General features: G+C 63.9%; 7 protein-coding genes and 1 tRNA gene. 3 read left to right on the top strand and 5 right to left on the bottom strand.

Annotated elements, in window-relative coordinates:
• Positions 1–27: 27 nt before the first annotated feature.
• Positions 28–1,359, top strand: coding sequence for a 16S rRNA (cytosine(967)-C(5))-methyltransferase RsmB (rsmB, locus tag LAN70_01110; GenBank protein ID MBZ5509746.1), 1,332 nt, complete (start codon positions 28–30; stop codon positions 1,357–1,359).
• Between the two features lie 179 nt (positions 1,360–1,538).
• Here the strand turns inward: rsmB and LAN70_01105 are convergent, their stop codons facing one another.
• From LAN70_01105 to LAN70_01085, 5 genes are all read right to left on the bottom strand, one after another.
• Positions 1,539–2,264, bottom strand: coding sequence for a PASTA domain-containing protein (locus tag LAN70_01105; GenBank protein MBZ5509745.1), 726 nt, complete (start codon positions 2,262–2,264; stop codon positions 1,539–1,541).
• Between the two features lie 138 nt (positions 2,265–2,402).
• Positions 2,403–4,631: a PBP1A family penicillin-binding protein gene (locus LAN70_01100; protein MBZ5509744.1), complete on the bottom strand. Its 2,229-nt coding sequence runs from the start codon at positions 4,629–4,631 to the stop codon at positions 2,403–2,405.
• A 53-nt stretch (positions 4,632–4,684) separates the two neighbouring features.
• Entirely contained in the window at positions 4,685–4,879 is a 195-nt protein-coding gene (locus LAN70_01095; protein MBZ5509743.1) for a hypothetical protein, read from the bottom strand.
• The gene (locus LAN70_01090) at positions 4,879–5,469 is read right to left on the bottom strand and encodes a response regulator (GenBank protein ID MBZ5509742.1); all 591 of its coding nucleotides are present in this window, start codon (positions 5,467–5,469) and stop codon (positions 4,879–4,881) included. Before LAN70_01090 ends, LAN70_01095 begins: the two co-directional genes overlap by 1 nt.
• A 244-nt stretch (positions 5,470–5,713) precedes the next feature.
• Complete coding sequence (locus LAN70_01085) at positions 5,714–6,949, bottom strand: PDZ domain-containing protein (GenBank protein MBZ5509741.1); 1,236 nt, start codon at positions 6,947–6,949, stop codon at positions 5,714–5,716.
• A 213-nt stretch (positions 6,950–7,162) separates the two neighbouring features.
• Here LAN70_01085 and LAN70_01080 point away from each other — a divergent pair.
• Together LAN70_01080 and LAN70_01075 are read left to right on the top strand one after the other, a co-directional pair.
• Positions 7,163–7,239 (top strand) — tRNA-Met (locus LAN70_01080).
• A 364-nt stretch (positions 7,240–7,603) separates the two neighbouring features.
• The gene (locus tag LAN70_01075) at positions 7,604–20,581 is read left to right on the top strand and encodes a DUF11 domain-containing protein (GenBank protein ID MBZ5509740.1); all 12,978 of its coding nucleotides are present in this window, start codon (positions 7,604–7,606) and stop codon (positions 20,579–20,581) included.
• The last annotated feature ends 136 nt before the right edge of the window (positions 20,582–20,717 follow it).

The raw sequence follows: 20,717 nt of genomic DNA, 5'->3' as shown, positions 1-20,717 counted from the left end.
TGTGTTCAGCTTTTTCATTGGGTCACCATGCCTTCTCCTGCGCGCGAAGCCGCGTTCGACATTCTGCTCCGCGTGGAGCAGCAGCAGGCGTACGCCTCCGAGCTGCTGCACTCCGATCGCCTGGAACAACTCTCCCAACAGGACCGCGCGCTGTGCACCGAGCTGGTGATGGGGACGCTGCGCTGGCGATCGCGGCTGGACCTGGGCATTGGCGCGGTGTCGTCGCAGCCGCTGGAAAAGCTCGATCCGGAGGTGCTGACGGCGTTGCGACTGGGCGCGTACCAGATCGGATTTCTGCGGCTGCCGGCGCGGGCGGCGGTGCATGAGAGCGTCGAACTGGTGAAGCGGGCGCGGCGGCGGTACTCGGTGCCGTTCGCCAACGCCGTGCTGCGCAAGCTGGCCGAGAAGCCCGAGCTGATGGAGCCGGCGCCATTCCCGCGTGGGAGGAGCGTGCCCGCAACCGCCGCGCTGCATGCCCATCCGCTGTGGCTGGTGGAGCGATGGGCGGAACACTACGGCATCGAAAACGCGGACAGGATCTGCGCATTCAACCAGCAGGTGCCCGAAACCGCGCTCCGGCTGCGCGATCCGGCGGCGGAAGAGGAGTTGCGGCGCGAGGGCATTCAATTGAAACGCGGCGCGCTGCTCGCTTCTGCACGGCGAGTGGTCAAGGGCGACGTGACCGACACGGCGGCGTTTCGCACCGGGCGGGTTGCCATCCAGGACGAGGCGTCGCAACTGGTAGGACTGCTGGTGGGAAGCGGTGAGCGATTGCTGGACTGTTGCGCGGCGCCAGGCGGCAAGACGGCGATCATGGCGGAGCGCAATCCCGAAGCGGAGATCATCGCCACCGACATTCATCCGCACCGGGCGGCGCTGTTGCAGGAGCGGCTGGCAGCGCTGCCCAACGTCACCGTCATGATGGCGGATGCGACCGAGCTGCCGGTATGCGGGCTGTTCGACTGGGTGCTGGCGGACGTGCCCTGCTCCGGCACCGGGACGCTGGCGCGCAATCCGGAGAGCAAGTGGCGGCTGACGGCCGCGGACCTCGCCGATCTGCACGCGCGGCAAGTGGCCATCCTGAAGGCGACCATGCAACACGTTCGCAGCGGCGGATGCCTGGTCTATTCCACCTGCTCGCTGGAGGCGGAAGAAAATGTGCAGGTGGTGGAAGAGGCGTTGCAGTCGCGCGCGGACTTCGAAATCGTGGATTGCCGGGCAGAGCTGGAGCGGCTGAAGGAATCGGGCGAGCTGGCGTGGGAGGACATTGACGCGTTACTCGACGGGCCATATCTGCGGACGATCCCGGGCGCGCCGCCGGGAGATGGTTTTTTCGCGGCGATGCTGGAAAAAGCTTAACCACGGATTGTCACGGATGAACACGGATCAGATTAGTGGAGCGCAGACGCGAGGAGGCCTGTGGCAGTCGTTTCTTGGGGCATCTACACAGCAGCCCCGTTGGGGCGCCGAGGCCGACAGGTCATTCTGAAAAATTGCCTTTCTACGATCCGTGTGCATCCGTGGAAATCCGTGGTCGACTACTTTGCGACTTCCAGCTCGACGCTGCTGCCGCGGGCAACTCTTTGTCCCGCGGTTGGAGATTGCCTGCTCACGACGGTGGGTGCGCCGGCGTTGGTGGCTGTGAGGTCGACCGCGGCGGTGCGCACATTGCCGAGCTTCAGCCCGGCGTCCTGGATGGCACGAGCCGCATCGGAGAGATGCCGGCCGACCAGGTTCGGCATGACGAAGGCGAACGGCTCCGGCGGCAAGGCAAACAGCATATTCACCTTGGGCGATGCCACGCCGACGGCAGCGGGCGGCGGGCTCTGCGCGATCACCTGGTCTTCGAGCCGGCCGGGGAGGTGCGCGTAGGCGACGGTGCCGGGCTCCAGGCCGCGGCGGCGAAGATTGATTTCGGCGGCGCGGCTGCTTTGGCCGACGACGTCGGGAATGACCACGTGCTGCGGGCCGAGGCTTTCGGCGAGCCGCACATGCCAGCCGCGGCGGACCTTCTCCCCGGCAAACGGCTCCTGCGACAGGATGCGCCCTTGCGGGATGTCGGTGCTGTAGAAGCGGTTCTCGAATTCAACCAGCAACCCATTCTGCAGCGCGAGGCGCTCCGCTTGTGCGGGCGTGAGGCCGACCAGTTTGGGCACCACGACTTCGCGCCCGTGAATGGCGACCCGCATGGCGGTCAAGGCCGACGTCATGGCGACGATCAGCAACACCAGTCCGAGGAGGAGGAATCGGAAAAATCCGCGCATGGCTGAGGGTCACGATTGTAGCGCGGAGCGGGGTGCGTGCGGCGGTTGGCGGCGGCCGGCGCCCCAACCGTCAGTGCCACGACTTTAGTCAGCCCCGGCAGGGCGGCGGGGCCTGCAGGCTGCGCGGCGAGACTGGGTCTAGTGGCTTACGGCGTCGCTGGGGCGGAAGTCGGGCGTGTCCACCCTGGCGGCGTTGTTGCGCGGCAGATCGGGAGGAGGAGTGAAGTCTTCCTTGTCGCGGCCCTTGAGCGCGACCTTCATGAAGTCAATCCAGACGGGCAGGGCGGCCAGCGCCCCGGTTTCTTTCTTGCCGAGCGTCTTCTTCTCGTCGTAGCCGATCCAGACGCCGCAGGCGATGGAGGGCGAGAAGCCGACAAACCAGGCGTCGGTGAAATCGTTGGTGGTGCCGGTTTTCCCGGCGAGCGGATGCTTGAGCTTGCTGGCCTGGTAGCCGGTGCCGTGCAGCACCACCTCGCGCAGCAGGGAAGTCATGATGCGCGCGGTGCGCGGGCTGATGACGTCTTTCACGTCGGGATAGTTCTCTTCCAGGGTGCGGCCGTCGTATCCCACGACCTTGCGAATGTATCGCGGCACGACACGAACGCCGTCGTTGGGGAAGGTGGTGAAGGCGGAGGTCTGCTCCATCAGCGTCATGTCGGCGGCGCCAAGGGCAAGCGGCAGCACCGGAGGGAGAGGCGAGGTGACGCCGAACTTGCGCGCGTACTCGATGACGGTGCTGATGCCGACGCGGGCCGCGGTCTTGAGCGCCGGAATATTGCGCGACTGCGCGATGGCGCGCCGCAGCGTGATGTTGCCCTCGAATTTTCCGTCGTAGTTGTGCGGCGAGTAGGGGCCGGAGGCGGTGGAGTAGGTCACGGGCGCGTCGAGGATGATGTCGTCGGGGGTGGCGCCGCCGTCAATTGCGGCGGTGTACACGTAGGGCTTGAACGAGGAGCCAACCTGCCGCATGGCCTGGGTGGCGCGGTTGAATTTCGATTCGTCGAAGTCGCGCCCGCCGACCATCGCCTTGATATCGCCGGTGGCGTTGTCAATGGCGAGCAGCGCGCCCTGCGTGCCCGAGTCCTGCTCGAGCGACACTTTGGAGGGGCCGGTTTCGGAGAGCGACACGACTTTGACGTAGGCAATGTCGCCGCGGGCGAGGATTTCATCCGGCGACTTGTGCGTGGTCCAGGCGATGTCCGCCGGCGCCAGGGTCGCCGTGTACCGTGCGAACTTTACCGTCGCCGCGGCCTTTCTGACGTCGAGAACGAGCGCGTGCACGTAGCTGCCCGGCGTCATGGGTTCGTCCCAATCGGGGTTCTGGTACTTGTCGATGTCGAGGCCGGCGGCGACCATGTTGGGCAAGTTGCCCTTCCAGCCGTGGCGGCGTTCGTAAGCGGCCAGGCCGTCGAGCAGGGCGCGGTTGGCGGCTTCCTGCATTTCCTGGTTGAGCGTGGTGTAGACGCGCAGGCCGCCCTGGTGGACCTCGTCGGTGCCGTACTTCTTCTCCAGATAGCGGCGGACTTCTTCCGCGAAGTAGGGCGCCAAATAGTTGGGGTCCTTTTGGAGGTGCAGCAGGATGGGCATGGACTTGGCGTGCGCGGCCTGGTCGGCGGTGATCTTGCCGTCCTCCAGCATGGCGTTGATGACCAGGTTGCGGCGGCGGGCGGCGCGCTCGGGATTGTTGAGCGGCGAATAGAAGTTCGGCGCCTTGGGCAGGCCGGCCAGCAGCGCGGCTTCCTCGATCGTCAGGTCCTTGGCATGCTTGCTGAAATAGAGCAGCGAGCCGGCTTCGAAGCCGTAAGCGCCGTGGCCGAGAAAAATCTGGTTGGCATACAGGGTGAAGATTTGCGGCTTGGTGAAGCGCCGCTCAATCTGGATGGCCAGCATGATCTCCTGGATCTTGCGATGGAAGCGGCGCTCGGGCGTGAGGAACAGGTTGCGCGAAAGCTGCATGGTGAGCGTCGAGCCGCCCTGCGCCTTCTGGCCGAGCGCGATGTCCTTGTAGGCGGCGCCGAGAATCCGCCAGAAGTTCACGCCCCAGTGTTTTTCAAAATCCTTGTCTTCGACGGAGATGATGGCGTCGCGCAGGACTTTGGGGAAATCGTCGTAACCGGCCACCACGCGCCGCTGCAACGCGAAGGAGCCGACCACGCGCCCCTGGTCGTCGTAAAGCTCGGTGATGGTGGAAGGGTGATAGCGCTGCAGTTCGCCGACCTCGGGCAGGTCGGTGGAATAGACCAGCAGCAGGCCGCCGAAGGCGCCGATCAGCGCGGACGCCAACACCAGCAGGGCGAAGACCACGCGTCCCACCAGCTTGGTTCCCGCCACTTCCACGGGCGGCAGCTCGGCATAGATCGACTTCATGGAAACTCAACGGGGCGCGAAATCAGAATAGCACGGGACGACGGCGGAGGTGGTTACCAGGAGAACTCCAAGAGATTGGACCCGGCCAGCATCGATTCGATCTTGCTGGCGAGATCGCCGGGCCCTTCCCTGGGGAGAATCATCTTGCCATTAAAAAAGACCGGGCACAGATTCAAAGATGCGCGGTGAAGAGATGCCAGGTGCTGCAGCAGCTTGATGCCGGTGTTACATTCGCGCGGAACCCGCATCACGAAGATTCCTGCCCGGTGGCCTCGGCCTGCCTGACCGCGTCGCCAAAGGAAAACGTGACCGGGACTTCCGCCAGTTCGGCGACGTGCTGAACTTCCGGCGCTGGCGGCCGCGGAACCGAGCTTGGCTTGACCGCGCGGGCGAGGGACATCTTCCAGGTCGCTTCCAGGAATCCGCCGCGCTGCGGCAAAGCTTCGCAAGCCGTGGCCATGAGCTGGCGCAACGTCTCCTCGTAGCGCTTGGGAGCTTCATCGCTGTCGAGCTCACCCTTCAAAGGCGCGTTGGCCAGATAGTCCGGCTTGCCGACCAGGAAGGCGACGAGCTGGCCCGGCCGCTCGGCCTTGATGTCGCGGCAAAGCTCTGTCGCGGCGCCATTTTCGTGGCGCAGGTCAAACAGGACCAGGTCATAGGTGTCCGGGTGCCAGAGCATGCGCGCATCGCCGATGTGATTGGCGCACACCACCTCCAGCCCGTGCTTCCGCAAGACATTGACGCGCAGGTTGTTCTTGGGGCTGCGGGTTACCACCATCAGAACGTGTTTCTTGACGGCAGAGAGGCTGGCTGCTCGCACTGGCGGCGGTCGTTTCATGCCCTACACCTATATCTTTCTGGCTGACCGGTTGGCGGATTGAAACCGTGGACATGGCCTCGAGTTACAGGCCCTAGATCGCGAAGGCGCAAGCGCAGGATCTGGTGCATCTCAGCGCTGGGTTCAGTATACGCCGAGTAGCGCGGCCCCTGCGGGTAATTCGCGCGCCACGCACCCTAATGAGGAAAGAAAAAACCCGGCCGAGGGCGGCCGGGCTACACATTTCACGAGAAATGAACGCCGGCTACTTGGCGGCGCTGGCGACCTTGGCGTCGCGGCTCTTCAGCACCTCGATGGCGCGCTTGAGCTGCTCATCGTTCTGCAGCGTACGCTGTTTCTTCGGCTGGTCGGGCGCGCCGGAGTTGTCGTCGTCGTCCGGCAGCACGAAGTCGTCGTTGCTATCGGCGACCAGGATGTTGGGAGTAATCGCCGTGTCCTGGATCGCCTTGCCGGCGGGCGTGTAGTACTTGGCGATGGACAGGATCAGCGCCGAGCCGTCGGGGATCTCGATCACTTTCTGCACCGAGCCGACGCCAAAAGTCTTGTCGCCCAACACGTCGCCGCGCGCGTTCTCCAGGATGGCGGCGGCCACGATCTCGGCCGGGCCGGCGGTGCCGCGATTCACCATCACCACCAGCGGCAGGCCGGTGACCACCTTATTCAGGTCGGCATTGAAGGTCTCGCGCGGGTAGCGCTGCCCCTGCAGATAGGCGATGATGCCGTGGTCCAGGAAAAGGTTGGCGGTGGCGACGCCTTCCTGCACGTCGCCCTCGGCGCAGTCGCGCAGGTCGAGAATGATCTTCTTCGCGCCCTTCAACTGGTCGGCCTTGAGCTTGTTGGCGATCTCCTGCGCCTTGCCCTTGTTAAAGGCATCCACCTTGATGTAGACGATGCCGTCCTCAAGACTCTTCTCGCTGACGTCGGGAATCTTGACGGTATTGCGGGTGATGGTGACCTTCTGCGGCTCGGCGCGCCGCGCGCGCACCACCGAGACGTTCACGTTCGATCCCGGTTCGCCCGCCAGCAGCGACTGAATTTCTGCCAGCGACATCTCGCGCGTGGTGCGCCCTTCAATGGCTTCGAAGATGTCGCCATTCTCGATGCCCGCCTTGTCGGCCGGGCCGCCGGGGATCACCGAGATCACCGCGCCGTAGCCGAAGCGCTTGGAAATGGTGGCCCCGATCTGCCCCTTGGCTTCGGCCTTATGCGAGCGATACTTCTTGTATTCGGCCGGCGTCAGATAGCTGGAGTTGGGATCGAGTGATTCCAACAGGCCGTGCAGCGCGCCGTCGGTCACCTGCGGGATGTTGGGCTCCTCCACATACTCGCTGCGGATGCGCGACAACACCTCGCTGTAAACACCGAGCTGGCGATAGGCGCCGTCGTTCGACGCCGCGCGGACTCCCAGCCCGCCGGCGATGGTGAACAGAACGATGGCGATGGAAACCGTCAGGATTACTGCTTTGACTTTCTTGGACATGAAACTCCCACGCGCTGCTGATTCGAGCCGACTCACTGGTGAGCCAGTGGCTCACATTATACCTGTGTTTGGATGCGGGAACCCTGCCCGACGCTACCGTTCTTTTCCCTCGAGGGGACATGGCCCGCGGTGAAAGTTTGACACTGTTTCCACGCGACTCATAGAATTGGAAGTGGTCTCGCTTGCCGCGCCACCGGGCGCGGCTTCCTATGTGGCGGTGTAGCTCAGGTGGCTAGAGCGAGGGTCTCATAATCCCTAGGTCGTTGGTTCGAGTCCAACCGCCGCCACCAGTTTCCCCCTCAGATCGGCTCTCAAGAGGTCCTTCGCCAAAGGCGGGCTCAGGATTTCGCCAGCGGGCTCCCGCTCCCCCTCGGCTGCGCTCGGGGTCGCTCACGCCCGCAAACCGGCTCAAGTTCGAGTCCAACCGCCGCCACCAGTTCCACTTCTCGAGGTTTTGGTCTGATTCTTCCGCGAGTTACAGTCGTAACCACCGCCGTCTCCGGCGTGGGATGAATTCAGGAATTCCTGTTGACACCTAAGCGCAGAGCGATAATATGCAGCCCTCCCCCGTTAATTCGAAAGCCGTAGTCCTCAACGGATTACCGCGGGTCGCAGCCATGTGAGTGGGGGCGGCGACCGCTGTGGAGTGTCGAAATGACCCAGCCATCAGTGTCCGCCCGGACCTTCATGAAACTACGTGCGTTTGTTGTCCTCGCACTCTTGTGCCTGGGGATTGGCAGTATAGCCATCGCACAGGCCCCGCCTTTTGCGTTTCCCACCGGCAGCATGAGCACGGCGCGGTATCAGCATACCGCCACGCTGCTGAATGACGGTCGCGTGCTGATTGCGGGCGGTCTCAACGGCAGCAGCACCCTCAATACCGCCGAACTCTACGATCCGGCGACCGGCACCTTCACGGCAACCGGCAGCATGGGCACGGCGCGGGGCTACCATACGGCAACGCTGCTGAATGATGGCCGCGTCCTGATTGCCGGCGGGTGGAACGGCGGCAACATCGTCAGCAGCGCCGAGGTCTACGATCCGGCGACGGGCACGTTCACGCCCACCGGCAGCATGAGCGCGGCGCGATACGGACACACGGCCACTCTGCTGAATGACGGCCGCGTCCTGACTACGGGCGGCATCAGTAGCAGTGGCGCTTCGGCCAGCGCTGAGGTTTACGATCCGGCGACGGGCACGTTCACGCCCACCGGCAGCATGAGCACGGCGCGGCAAGACCATACGGCCACGCTACTGAATGATGGCCACGTCTTAATCGCTGGCGGCTTCAACGGCAGCAGCTATCTCAGCAGCGCCGAGGTCTACGACCCGGCCTCGGGCACGTTCTCTGCCACCGGCAGCATGGGCACGGCGCGGGGCTACCATGCGGCCACGCTGCTGAAGGATGGCCGCGTCCTGATTGCGGGCGGTAGCAGCAGCAGCAGCAACCTCAGCAGCGCCGAGGTCTACGATCCGGCGACGGGCACCTTCACGGCATCCGGCAGCATGGGCACGGCGCGGCTAGACCATACAGCCACGCTACTGAATGATGGCCGCGTCCTGATTGCGGGCGGTTACAGCGGCAGCAGCTATCTGAGCAGCGCCGAGGCGTACGACCCGGCGACGGGCACGTTCACGGCAACCGGCAGCATGGGCACAAATCGGGCCTACCATACGGCCACGCTGCTGAAGGATGGCCGCCTCCTGATTACGGGCGGTTACAACGGCAGCTATCTCAGCAGCGCCGAAGTCTTTACCCCCTTCACCCCCACCACCGGCAGCATGAGCACGGCACGGGCGTACCATACGGCCACCCTGCTGAATGATGGTCGCGTGCTGATTGCGGGCGGCGCTCTCTTCGGCAGCAGCTATTTCAGCAGCGCCGAGATCTACGATCCGGCGAGCGGCACATTCGCTGCAACCGGCAGCATGAGCACGGCGCGGTACTTCCATACGGCCACGCTGCTGAATGACGGCCGCGTACTGATTGCGGGCGGTAACAACGGCGGCAGCGTTCTCAGCAGCGCCGAACTCTACGATCCGACTACAGGCACATTCACTCCGACCGGCAGCATGAGCACGGCGCGATACGTGCATGCGGCCACGCTGCTCAATGATGGCCGCATTCTTATCACCGGCGGTTTCAACGACACGAGCGGCTATCTCAGCAGCGCCGAGGTCTACGATCCGACGACCGGCACCTTCTCCCCAACCGGCAGCATGGGCACGGCGCGGTTCGCCCATACGGCCACGCTGCTGAATGATGGCCGCGTCCTGATTACGGGCGGCTCACCCAACGGTAGCGCCGCGCTCAGCAGCTCCGAGGCCTACGACCCGACAACGGGCACGTTCGCTGCCACCGGCAGCTTGGGCACGGCGCGGTACCTCCACACGGCCACGCTGTTGAACAACGGCCGGGTTCTGATTACGGGCGGCTCACCCAACGGTAGCGCCGCGCTCAACAGCGCCGAGGCCTACGACCCGACAACGGGCACGTTCGCTGCCACCGGCAGCATGGGCACGGCGCGGGACGCGCATACGGCCACGCTGCTGCAAGAAGGCCGCGTCCTGATTACGGGCGGTTTGAGTAGCATCGCGCTCAGCAGCGCCGAGGCCTACGACCCGACGACGGGTACGTTCGCTGCAACCGGCAGCATGGGCACGGCGCGAGGGATCCATTCCGCCACGCTGCTTAAGGATGGCCGCGTCCTGGTCGCGGGCGGCTTTGGCGGCGGCGGCGACCTCAACAGCGCCGAACTTTACACCGCCGCCAGCCTCACCCCGCCCAACCTGGTCTCCATCGCCATCTCGCCTGCGGCCCCAACCCTGGCTGTCGGCACGGCCCAGCCGTTCGTGGCGACCGGCACCTTCGCCGATAGTCACACCGAAATTTTGCAATCCGTCACTTGGAGCTCTTCCACCACCACGGTTGCTTCCATCACCAACGACGCCACCAATCATGGCCACGCCTACGGCCTGGCATTAGGGTCCACGAGCATCTCTGCCTGTGCCGGCTCGGTGTGCAACCAGACATCGTTGACCGTGACCGTGTCGGCAGGCGCCGATCTAGGCATCAGCATGTCCTCTCCGGTGGGCGCCACGCCGGCCGAGGGTACGACGTATGCCTACACCATTGTCGTGACTGACAACGGGCCGAATCCGGCGTCCTCCGTGGTGGTGTCCGGGGCTATGCCCACCAACCTCACCGTGAACAGCGTCATCGCCGGCCAGGGCACGTGTTCCGGCCTGCAGACGTTTACCTGCAGCTTGGGTACGGTAGCGTTTCCTGGAGCAGGCGTGGACGTCACAGTGAACGTTACTGCCAACACCCTGGCAACGCCGCCGGTCGGACCCACCATGACCGCCACGGCCACGGTGTCCACCGCCGCCGACGATCCCGTGCCGACGAACAACGCGACCTCAATGTCGGTGACCGTGCAGCGGCGGGCGGATTTGACGATTACCGGTATCAGCAGCCCCAGTTCCGTCACCAATGGCACTGCATTTAACTATTCCGTCACCGCCGCCAACAACGGTCCCAGCACCGCCACGGGCATCATTGTCAGCTACCCCTTGCCGGCAAGCGTGACGTTCAACCAAGGGGCATCGACTGCGGGCTGCGCTCTCTCTGCCGGCACGGTCACTTGTCCCGTCGTGAATCTCACGCCCTTTTCCAGTACGGTCATCGTCATCAACGTCACCCCGCACCTCGCCGGTTCGCTGAGCGCCACCTTTACGGTTTCCAGTTCGCAGGTGGTGGACGACGGCCCCAACGGCGGGCCGGGCGCGAACAACACGCCGCCGCCTTTTACCGTTACCGTCAAAGCCAACGTCAATCTTTCTGTGACCTTGGCGACGACTTCCCCAGTCGTTCCCGTCGGCGGCAGCGCCGCCTTCAATATCACCGTTACCAACAACGGGACGGATACGGCGACCGGCGTGTCTTTTACCGGCAGTAGCCCGACGGGCCTGTCGTACGTGGGCTTCTCTTCCTCCTCGGCCGGTGTGTCCTGCAGTGCCGCGGGGCAGGTCACCTGCACGCTGCCCGACATCCCGAGCCTGGGCACCGTCTCCTTTACCATCTTCGCCAGCGCGGCGCTGCAGGGAACCTACGTCGCGAACGCCTCGGTCAGCTCCTCGGTCACCGACGCCAACTCGGCCGACAACTCGGCCTCGACGACGGTCACGGTTACCGGGGCGCTAGGTTCCAATCTCACCACGCTGCTCACCGACTACGAAACCAGCACGGTCCAGGCCTACAGCGGCTACCCCAATCCCGCCCCGCTGTGCTGTGGGCTACCGACCCAGGTCGGCGCCAACCCCTCCAATGTCGTCATTGCGCCCAACGGCCGGCTCGCCTTTACCGGCAATGTCAATGGCAGCTACATCTCGGTGGTGGATCTCACGATTCAGGCGGAGATCGCGCGCATTCGCGATGTCGGCGGATGGAGCATCGCCATCACCTCGGATGGCCAAAAGCTGGTCTCGGTCAGCTACAACCGCGATGAGTTGGACATCATTGACATAGCGACCTTCGCCGTGACCAGGATCAGCCTCGACGGCAAGGTCCTCGACGCTGCGGGGGTCAACGACATCCATCCTTTCTCACTGGCACTGGTCGGATATCAAGCGTATATCGCCAACGAGTTCGGCCCGGTGATGGTGGTGAATTTCGCCAACCCGGCTTCGCCGGGCATTTCAACCGTGACCGGTACGGCCGCTTTGCTCGCGCTTCACGCCGGCCACCAAGTCGCCGCCACTCCCGACGGCAGCACGGTTGCCGTCTTCGATCGTCTGAAGACAGGCGGTTCGGCGCTCGTCTACCTGATTAGCACCTCCACCAATACGCTGTCACAAACGGTGACGATGACATTTGGGGGCGCGCGAACCATCGCCATCACGCGCAATCCGAACGCGGCCAGCGGTGTCGTCGCTTTCTTGGGATTCCCTGGCGGCGCGATTCGCGTCCTCGACTTGCGCAGCGGGTCTGCCACCTATGGCCAGTTGCTGACCGGATCGGTGGCTCTGGGGAGCCCGGTCACGGACATGGCGCTGACTCCTGACGGGAATACGCTTCAGGCCGTGAATGGGGTGTTCCAGGGATCCGCCGGCCCGCACAGCACGCTGTACACCTTGAACGCGGCATTGATCGTGACCAGCCCGTCAACCGCGCTCGTGTCCACGGTCGTCATCCCGAACTCGATTTCGGTGCGCGGGCTGGCCATCGGTTACGTGCAGAATTTCCCGCTGCCCTCAGCACCGCAAGTCTCCGACGTGGTGCCGCAGGAAATCACCAACGAAGCGCCCAAGCTCGTCCGCATCTTCGGCGACAACTTCACTGCCGGCGCCCTGGTCCGCATCGGCAACCTCGACCCGCTGCCCTCGACCTTCGTTTCGCCGCAGGAAGTTACGGTCACGGTTCCCGCCGGCGCCGCAGTACAGGTCGGGAGCATCGTGGTCACCCTGCCGAACTCGGCCGCCGGTGCGCTGGCCGCCAACGTCAGTGGCGGCGGTTCGTACGGCGGCGGGGAGAAACTGCGAATTGATCCTCCGGCGACCTTCGCGCCCTCGCATCCCGTCGCCATCTCCGGTTACGGCGTTCCGAAGCTCTCGCTTCTATTCCGCGATTCCGCGCTCCTGCCCGGCGGACCGTTTTCGCCCGGCATCGCCATTTCCCCGGACGGCTTGTACGCCTATTCCGGTTTGGCGGAAGTGGACGTTACCAATCTGGACACGCAGCAATCTCTGTCGCCCATACTCGGTCCAACATCGGGTTTCGGATCCCAGACCTTCTACGATTGCATTGGTGGAGGTGACAATTACGCCATCGCTCCCGACCCGACCACCGGCAAGAAGGTCCTTTACCTGGTAAGCTGCGACGCCGCCACCGAGAGTTCGGACACCTTGTATTTCGTGGATGTTGATCCGTCCTCGACCACCACGCGCAACACCTTGCTGGCGCGCACCATCCAGGTGCCGAATACGGACTTCTTCTCCTCGCAGGGTCTCGCCGTCACCCCCGACGGCCGCTACGTCTACTCCGTCGACGCCCGCAACGTCAGCCCAGCGGTTTCACGCCTGGTCATCTTCGATGTGCTGAACAGCACCTCGACCATCATTGCCGACATCACCACCCTGGGCGCCGATCCCACGCAGCAACACATCCACGTGACCCCCGATGGCCACTCGCTGCTGCTGAGCGGCACCGGAGGCGCCAGCATCAAGGTGTACGACATTCAGGGCGCCAACGCGCTTGCGCCCGTCCTGGTCAAGACCATCACCGGCTCCGGCGCCAATCCGCCGCTGCTGTACTGGTTCCAGGTCGTAGGCGCGCGGCTGTTCGCCTATGCCAGCGACCAGCGCTACGTCGAGGTTTTCAATTTCGACCGCGCGAACAACAACTTCGCTTCCATCGGTTCCTACACCATTCCCAGCCCACCGGGGAGGTTTGCCGGTGCACCCATGGCCGTGACCCCCGAGGGCACGCTCATCTATGCCGTCCTGGAGAGCGAAGACGCGGTCGCCGTGCTGGAATACAATCCGGTGGCCCTCAGCAACCCGATTTCACTCATCACCAAGATGAGGACGGCGGTCAACCCGGCCAACGTGGCGGTGAGCCCGCGCGGCAACGCCAGTGCTGACCTGGAAGCCGGCATTTTTAGTGCGCTGCCGTTGCAGGTCGACAGCACAACCGGCCTCGCCGCCCTGAACACGCCCTTCGACCTCTCCGTCCACGTCCTGAACAACGGCCCCTCGGCCGCCACCGGCGTCAACATGACGCTGGCCATTCCTGCCGGCGCGGTGGTGAACTCGGCGTCCGTTATCAGCGGGCCGCTCAGCATTGTGTGCACAATCACCACGAGCCAGGTCGCCTGCCCGGTGGGCACGTTAGGCACTTCCAATTCCATCACTGTCGACGTCAACGTGACGGCTACTTCCCTGGGCACGCTTGCCTTTACCAACACCGTCTCCGGCAACGAGAGTGACCCCAACCCGGCCAACAACGCCGCCACACTCAATGTTATGGTGGCGAACGGCGCCGACCTGGCCATCACGGGCAGCGTGTCGCCGAATCCTGCCGTCGCCGGCAGCCCGAACACGCGCACCTGGGTGATCACCAACAACGGACCCGACGTGGCTTCTGCCGTCACCGTTAACTTCTCCTCCACCGCGCATTCGCCCTCGACCTACACTTCCACTCAGGGTGGGTGCACGTCGACGCCCGGCGCCACGATTTGCTCGCCAGGCAACATTTTGCCGGGCGGGCAAGTGACCATCACATTCACCTCGACGTTCGTTGCCAGCGACGCGTCCGCGAACGGCACGGTGACCATCACCGGCTCGGTCTCTGCCAATACGGCCGATCCGAACTTCGCCAACAACGTCTTTGTCCTCAATCTGCCGCTCACCAATGCCGCGACCCCGATCGAGCACCTGTTCGTTGGCGACTTCTACACCGGTACCCTTACGTCGGTGAATGTCAGCGATAACGCCATCGTCGCCAGCGACATTCCAGGCGGCGTTGGGCCTAATGCGATCGCTTTCTCACCCAACCGTCACCTCGCGTTCGTAACTAACCAAGTTGACTACCTGACGGTGGTGGACCTGCCCACGCGCAGCGAGCTCAAGCGCATCCCGATCGTCGGTAGGGCACAGAATGCGGCCGTCACGCCGGATGGCAGCAAGCTGGTGGTGCCGAACTCCAATCAGGACAAGGTGCTGATCATCGATACGACGACCTTCCAGATCGTCCAGACCATCAACCTCAACGGCCTGGTGGGAGACAACGCGGCGGTCACCAACGATATTCAGTTCGGAAGCATCGTGATCGCCAACAACAAGGCCTACATCGCCACCACGAACACTTCTCCTAAACTGGGTGTGATCGTCATTAACCTTGCCACCAATGCGGTTTCGGTGGCGGCGGGCTCGAATCTGGCACACGGGATCAGTCTTCTGACCTCGACTATTGCCGCCCTGCCGGATGGATCCGCCGTGATCGTGCCCCAGCAGGGCCCCAATCAACTGATCCGCATTGACACTACCACCGACACGGTGACCGCAACGCTGCCGCTGTCGTTCACACCCGATGGCCTGGTAATCACTCCCAGCGCCTCCAACCCGACGGGGGTGTTTGGGTTTGTGACGACGTCGTCTTTCTTCCCGCCGCGACTGCAGCGGGTGAACGTGACCTCCGGCTTGGCCCTGCTGGGTTCAGGGTTCAGTCTGCCGCTGGACGACGATAGCTATATGGCCATCAATTCGGATGGCACGCGCCTCTACGTTGTCGCTTCAGTTGACCCGGCGGCATACGGCGCCACTCCTTTCAACGTCGCGGTCATTGACACGACGGTGTTCGCGTCCAACCCCAGCGCCTCGGTAGTGACGAGGCTGGCGATCGGCCATGGGCCGCAATTGGCCGGGGTCGGCTTCACCGACCTGCTCCCCGCGCCTGGTTCACCTGCGATCACGCAGGTTTCGCCGCAGGTCTTCACCAATGATGTGGCCACAACGCTGACCATCTCCGGCGCCGGCTTCGCTTCCGATTCCACGGTCAAGATTGGCACGCTGGCTGCGCTGCCGGCGACCTTCAACTCTTCGAATCAGCTTCAGGTAATCGTTCCGGCCGGATCAGCCGCCCAGGAAGCGCCGTTGGTAGTCACGAATCCCAATACCGCGGCGCCGCCGAATGGGCAAAACTTGAGCGGAATCTTCACTGGCACGCCGGGCGCGATTGGCACGTCGGGCACCGGAGTGAATGGTGTAGACATCCTCTCGCCGCTCTCTTTCCAGCCGAAATATCAGGTCGCAGTTGTGGATAATGCCGATACCCAGATTAACTTTATCGAGAGAGAACTGCGGCATCGCGGCACAACCGCCGGATATTCCCATACAGGGGGGATCGCATTTGCGCCCGACGGGTCCCAGTTCTTTCTGCCAAGTTTCTTCACGCCGACGTCGCCATCCTCTACGGGCTTTGGGGTGATTGCCGGCGTGGTCGGCGGTTCCAGCACCACGATTGATCTGCCTAGCAGTAACTTTCCAAACGGGGATACGATTGCAACCGGCCCGAATCCACGAACTGGGCGGCCAGTCGCGTACGTAATGTCGGTAACCCCGACCGGGAATCTCAGGCAGCTGAATCTGATTGACGCCGACCCATACTCGCCCGCGGTCAATACCGTGATCGACAGCATCGCCACTAACACGAGCACCACACTTACGGGAGGACTGGCAGTTACTTCGGATGGAAAGTACGTTTACACCAGCATTTCTTCTGCTACAGCATCGCTGCTGATCTTCGACATTCTCAACCACACGGCTACGCCAATTACCGCAAGCAGCCTAGGGACATTGCCGGGCAGCAGCTTGCAGCACGTCGAGGTCACGCCGGATGGGCAGAGCTTGATCCTGCAGGGTGCGACTACCGGCCAGGTGCTGGTGTTTGACCTCAGCGTCAACCCGCTTACGGGGGCCAGCCCGCTCTCGCCCAAACTGCTGACAACCATCACCGGCGTCGTTCCGCCGGGCTTGGTGGCTGGACCGCTCAGCACCTCCAGGGTCGTCGGCAATCACCTGTTTATCCACAATCCGTCCCAGAAGCTGGTCGAGGTGTTCAATTTCGACCGCGCCACCTCGAACTTCTCGTTCGTGAACTACTTCATCGTCCCGACTGCGACCGGCGGGCCCGGCATGATCGTCACTCCGGATGGGCTCATCTACGTGTCGCTGGGCGCATTGGACGACGGCGTAGCCATCATTGACGGCAACGCGCTGATCGCCTCGGCGGTGCAGGGCGACCCATCGGTGCTCATCACCAAAGTTGCCACCGGTCGTCGTCCGTGGCAACTGGCTGTCAATCCCAAGCGCCTCGACACTGCGCCGGCGGACTTCGGCATTGCCATTTCCCACTCGCCCGATCCCGTGGCATTGGGCAGCAACATCACCTTTAACGTCACCGTCTCCGACTTCGGTCCATTTCTGGGTACCGGGAACGACTCCAACGGCTCTAACGGCGGCTTCTTGATCAACTTCGACAAGAGCCTCAGCGCGATTTCCAGCAGCTTCTTCAATTCCCCCTTCTTTGACTGCACGCTCTCCGGTAACCAGTTGCTCTGCGGCTTCAGCCATAACGGCCCGAACCCCGGCCCACCCCCCATTTCGATCAGCGGCACCCTCGTCCTGCAGACGACCACCCCCGGCGCCGTCACCGTGCAGGGCAAAATTGACGGCGGCAGCTACGACCCGAACCCCGCCAACAACACTGCCACCGATACCGCCAATGTGGTCGCCGCTGACCTCGGCGTGACCATGACCGCCTCCGCGGCGACCGTCGCGCCCGGCGCCAATCTCACCTACACCATCGTGGTGACGAACAACGGCCCGTCCGTTTCGAGCGGGTACACCCTGACGGACACGCTCCCGGCCAACGTCACTTTCGTGGGCGCGACCTCCGGTTGCGTGCTCACTACCGTCCTGACCTGCAGCGGCCCCGCCCTCGGCGTGGGACTCAACGCAACCTACGTCGTGGTGGTCACGCCGACCGCGCTGGGCGCGCTCTCCAACACCGCCAGCGTGACGGGCAACGAGCCGGATACGGCGCCGGGCAACAATTCCGCCACGAGTACCGTCACGGTCGCCGCCGCCGTCGCCGATGTCGCCGTGGCCATGACCGCTTCGCCTTCCCCAGTGGCGGTCCTCGGCAGCGTCACGTATCAGATTACGCTGACGAATAATGGCCCGAGTCCGGCCACGGGCGTGGTCCTCACCGACACTCTGCCCGTAGGCACCCTGTTTGCCAGCATCGACGATCTGACCGACTGCGCGGTGTCCAACGGTGCGCTGACCTGCAACTTCACTTCTATTGCTGCGGGCAACAGCCCCACTGTCAATCTCATCCTGGTCCCGCTGGCCGTGCCCTCGGGTGAGGGGACATTCACCAACACCGCGACCGTTACTGCCAACGAGCCCGATCCGGCTCTGCCCAACAATAGCGCCACTCAGACCGTGCAAGTCACGGGCGCAAACTTGTCGGGCGGTGGCGCCCTCCGCAACCTGCCTGGATTCTCCAACACCATCACCCTGCCGAATGATGACGACTCCTTCGGCCCCGTGCCCCTTGGTTTCACTGTCAACTTCTTTGGTGTGCAGGTCAGTTCGCTGTTCGTCAACAATAACGGCAACGTCACTTTTGGTTCGCCGCTCGGAACGTATACGCCGTTCCCCCTTCCCACCACGAACCTGCAGATCATCGCTCCCTATTTCTCGGACGTGGGGACCTACCAAATCGGATCTGGCCTGGTGACGTACGGCAACGACACGGTGAACGGCCGCCCGGCTTTCGGGGTGAACTGGCCTAATGTGGATTACTTCGGCGAAGCTGCGCCCACCCTGCTCAACTTGTTCCAGTTGGTTCTGGTGGACCGTTCCGACGTGAATCCCGGTGACCTCGACATTGAATTCAACTACGACAAAATACAATGGGAGACCGGCGCCGCCAGCGGCGGCGTTGACGGGCTGGGCGGTGATTCGGCCCGTGTCGGCTATTCCAACGGCACTGGGACTACCGGTTCCTATTTCGAACTCTCCGGCTCCGCTGTGCCGGGCTCCTTCCTTGACGGCAACGCGGCCACGGGGCTGATTTACAGCACCCTGAATAGTACCCAGCCGGGACGCTACATTTTCCAGGTGAGAAATGGCGTGGTGCAGTCATCTGCTGATCTGGCGATCACTGCGACCGGGCCGCAATATGCCGTGGCGGGTAGCACCGTCACCTACGCCCTCACGGCGGTCAATGGCGGACCCAACACGGCCACCGGCGTGACCGTCACCGATACGTTGCCCGTGGGCTTGACGTTCGTTTCGGCAACGCCGGGCACGATTTGTCCGACCCCGCCTATCCCCGCCGCAGACCAACCTGTCGTCGTGACCTGCAATGTCGGATCCATCGCCAACGGATCAACGGTAAATATCGCCATCCAGGCCACTGTTGCGGCCGGCGTTTCCGGTTCGCTCACCAATACTGCGGTGATTGCGGCCCCGAATAACCAGGACCTGAACCTTGGCAATAACACTGCCACGGTGGTAACCAGTGCCAATGTCGCCGACCTTGCCGTCTCCGCCGCCGGCGCGCCCAGCCCCGTGGGAGGCTTCCCCGCCTTCGCCGCCACGGTTACCAATAACGGTCCGGCCGGCGCGACCAACGTGGTGCTTACCGACCTGCTCGACAACTACGGCTTCGTCTCCGCGTCCAGCACGCAGGGCGCGTGCACCTTTAGCGCCCCGACCGTGACTTGCAGCCTGGGTGCGCTCGCCAATGGCGCCAGTGCCGTGGTAACCGTCGCTGTCACGGCGCCGAATGCCGGGTGGGCGGCCAACACCTACCACGCCAGCGCCGACCAACCCGATCTCAACCCGATCAACAACAGCTTCCGCCTCGGCCCGTCGCTCGACAGCTTCAACACGCCCGTGGGAACCAACATCGCCGTCAACATCTCCGATCCGGCCGACAACCTGATTGCTTTGACGACCTTCAGCACCGTCACCCGCATCGGCAGCACGACGATGGCTTCAATGTCCGCCACCAGCCCGCCGCCCGGCTTCCGCAGCGGGCTTCAGCCGGCCTTCTTCGACATCAGCACCAACGCAGAATACGTCGGCGCCATCGCTCTCAACATCCACTTCTCGCCCGCCAACTTCCGTCATCCCGCGCTCCTCCGCCTGTTCCACTTCGAAGGCGGAACGTGGGTGGACCGCACCACGGGCTTGAATGCGTCCTCGGGCGTGATCGCCGGCCAAGTGATGTCGCTTTCGCCGTTCGCACTGCTGGAACCGGTGGACACGATCCCGGTGGCCAATGCCGGCGGCGACCGCTCCGTGCCCGGCGCCATGACCGCCGGCGCCCGCGTCACCCTTGACGGCTCCGCTTCCGTGGACGCTGACGGCGATCCGCTGACCTATCGCTGGTCGGGTCCGTTCCCCGAAGGCGGCGGCACGGTCACAGGAGTCAACCCCACGGTGACGCTGGCGCTCGGTGTGTCGAAGGTCTCGCTCGTGGTCAACGACGGCGAGGCCGACTCGCCCGCAGTCGCGGCCAACATCGCCGTCGCCGATTTCCAGGTGAGCGCACCGGCAGGTTCGGTGGCCCTCAACCGCGGCCAGTCCACTACCTTCACCATCACCATGACGCCGCAGTACGGCGCCTTTGGCGCGCCTATCAACCTGTCGTGCGCGCCGGGCGCCGCTGACGTGACCTGCTCGTTCTCCTCGGCGAGCGTCACGCCGGGAGCAGCCGCGGCCACCGCTACCCTGACCGTTACTGCGGTTTCGACGGTGGCGCGTGCTCCAGGCCGGTCCACGCCCGCTTACATCGCTGTGTGGTTTGGAACCTTGCCGGTCTTCGGCATGGTGTTCCTCGCCGCCGGCCGCCGCAAGAAGTGGCAGATGGCGGTGCTGCTCATGCTGTTGCTGCTCTTGGTGGCGTCGCACATCGGCTGCGGCGGCGGGGGCACAACCCAGACGCAATCCTCTTCCCGATCGACGCCGGGTGCAAAGGCTGTAAGCATTACGGTGACCGGTACCTCGGGGACGTTGCAGCACTCGTCCTCGGTGACGGTCACGATTCCGCAGTAGCGCGAACGCGTCAGGTTGCGCGGGGTAGAACTTTGCCAGTTTGTGCGGGAGAGTCGACAGGGAGCAGGACCGCCGGCCTGCTCCCTGTTTTCATTCCGGGCGAGTCATCGGCAATCGGCGATGATGCGAGTACCGA

It is taken from the genome of Terriglobia bacterium (assembly GCA_020072845.1).
In the GTDB taxonomy this organism is placed as follows: Bacteria; Acidobacteriota; Terriglobia; order Terriglobales; family Acidobacteriaceae; genus JAIQGF01.
The sequence above is the reverse complement of the archived record's forward strand: the minus strand, read 5'-3'. Positions and strand labels throughout refer to the sequence as shown.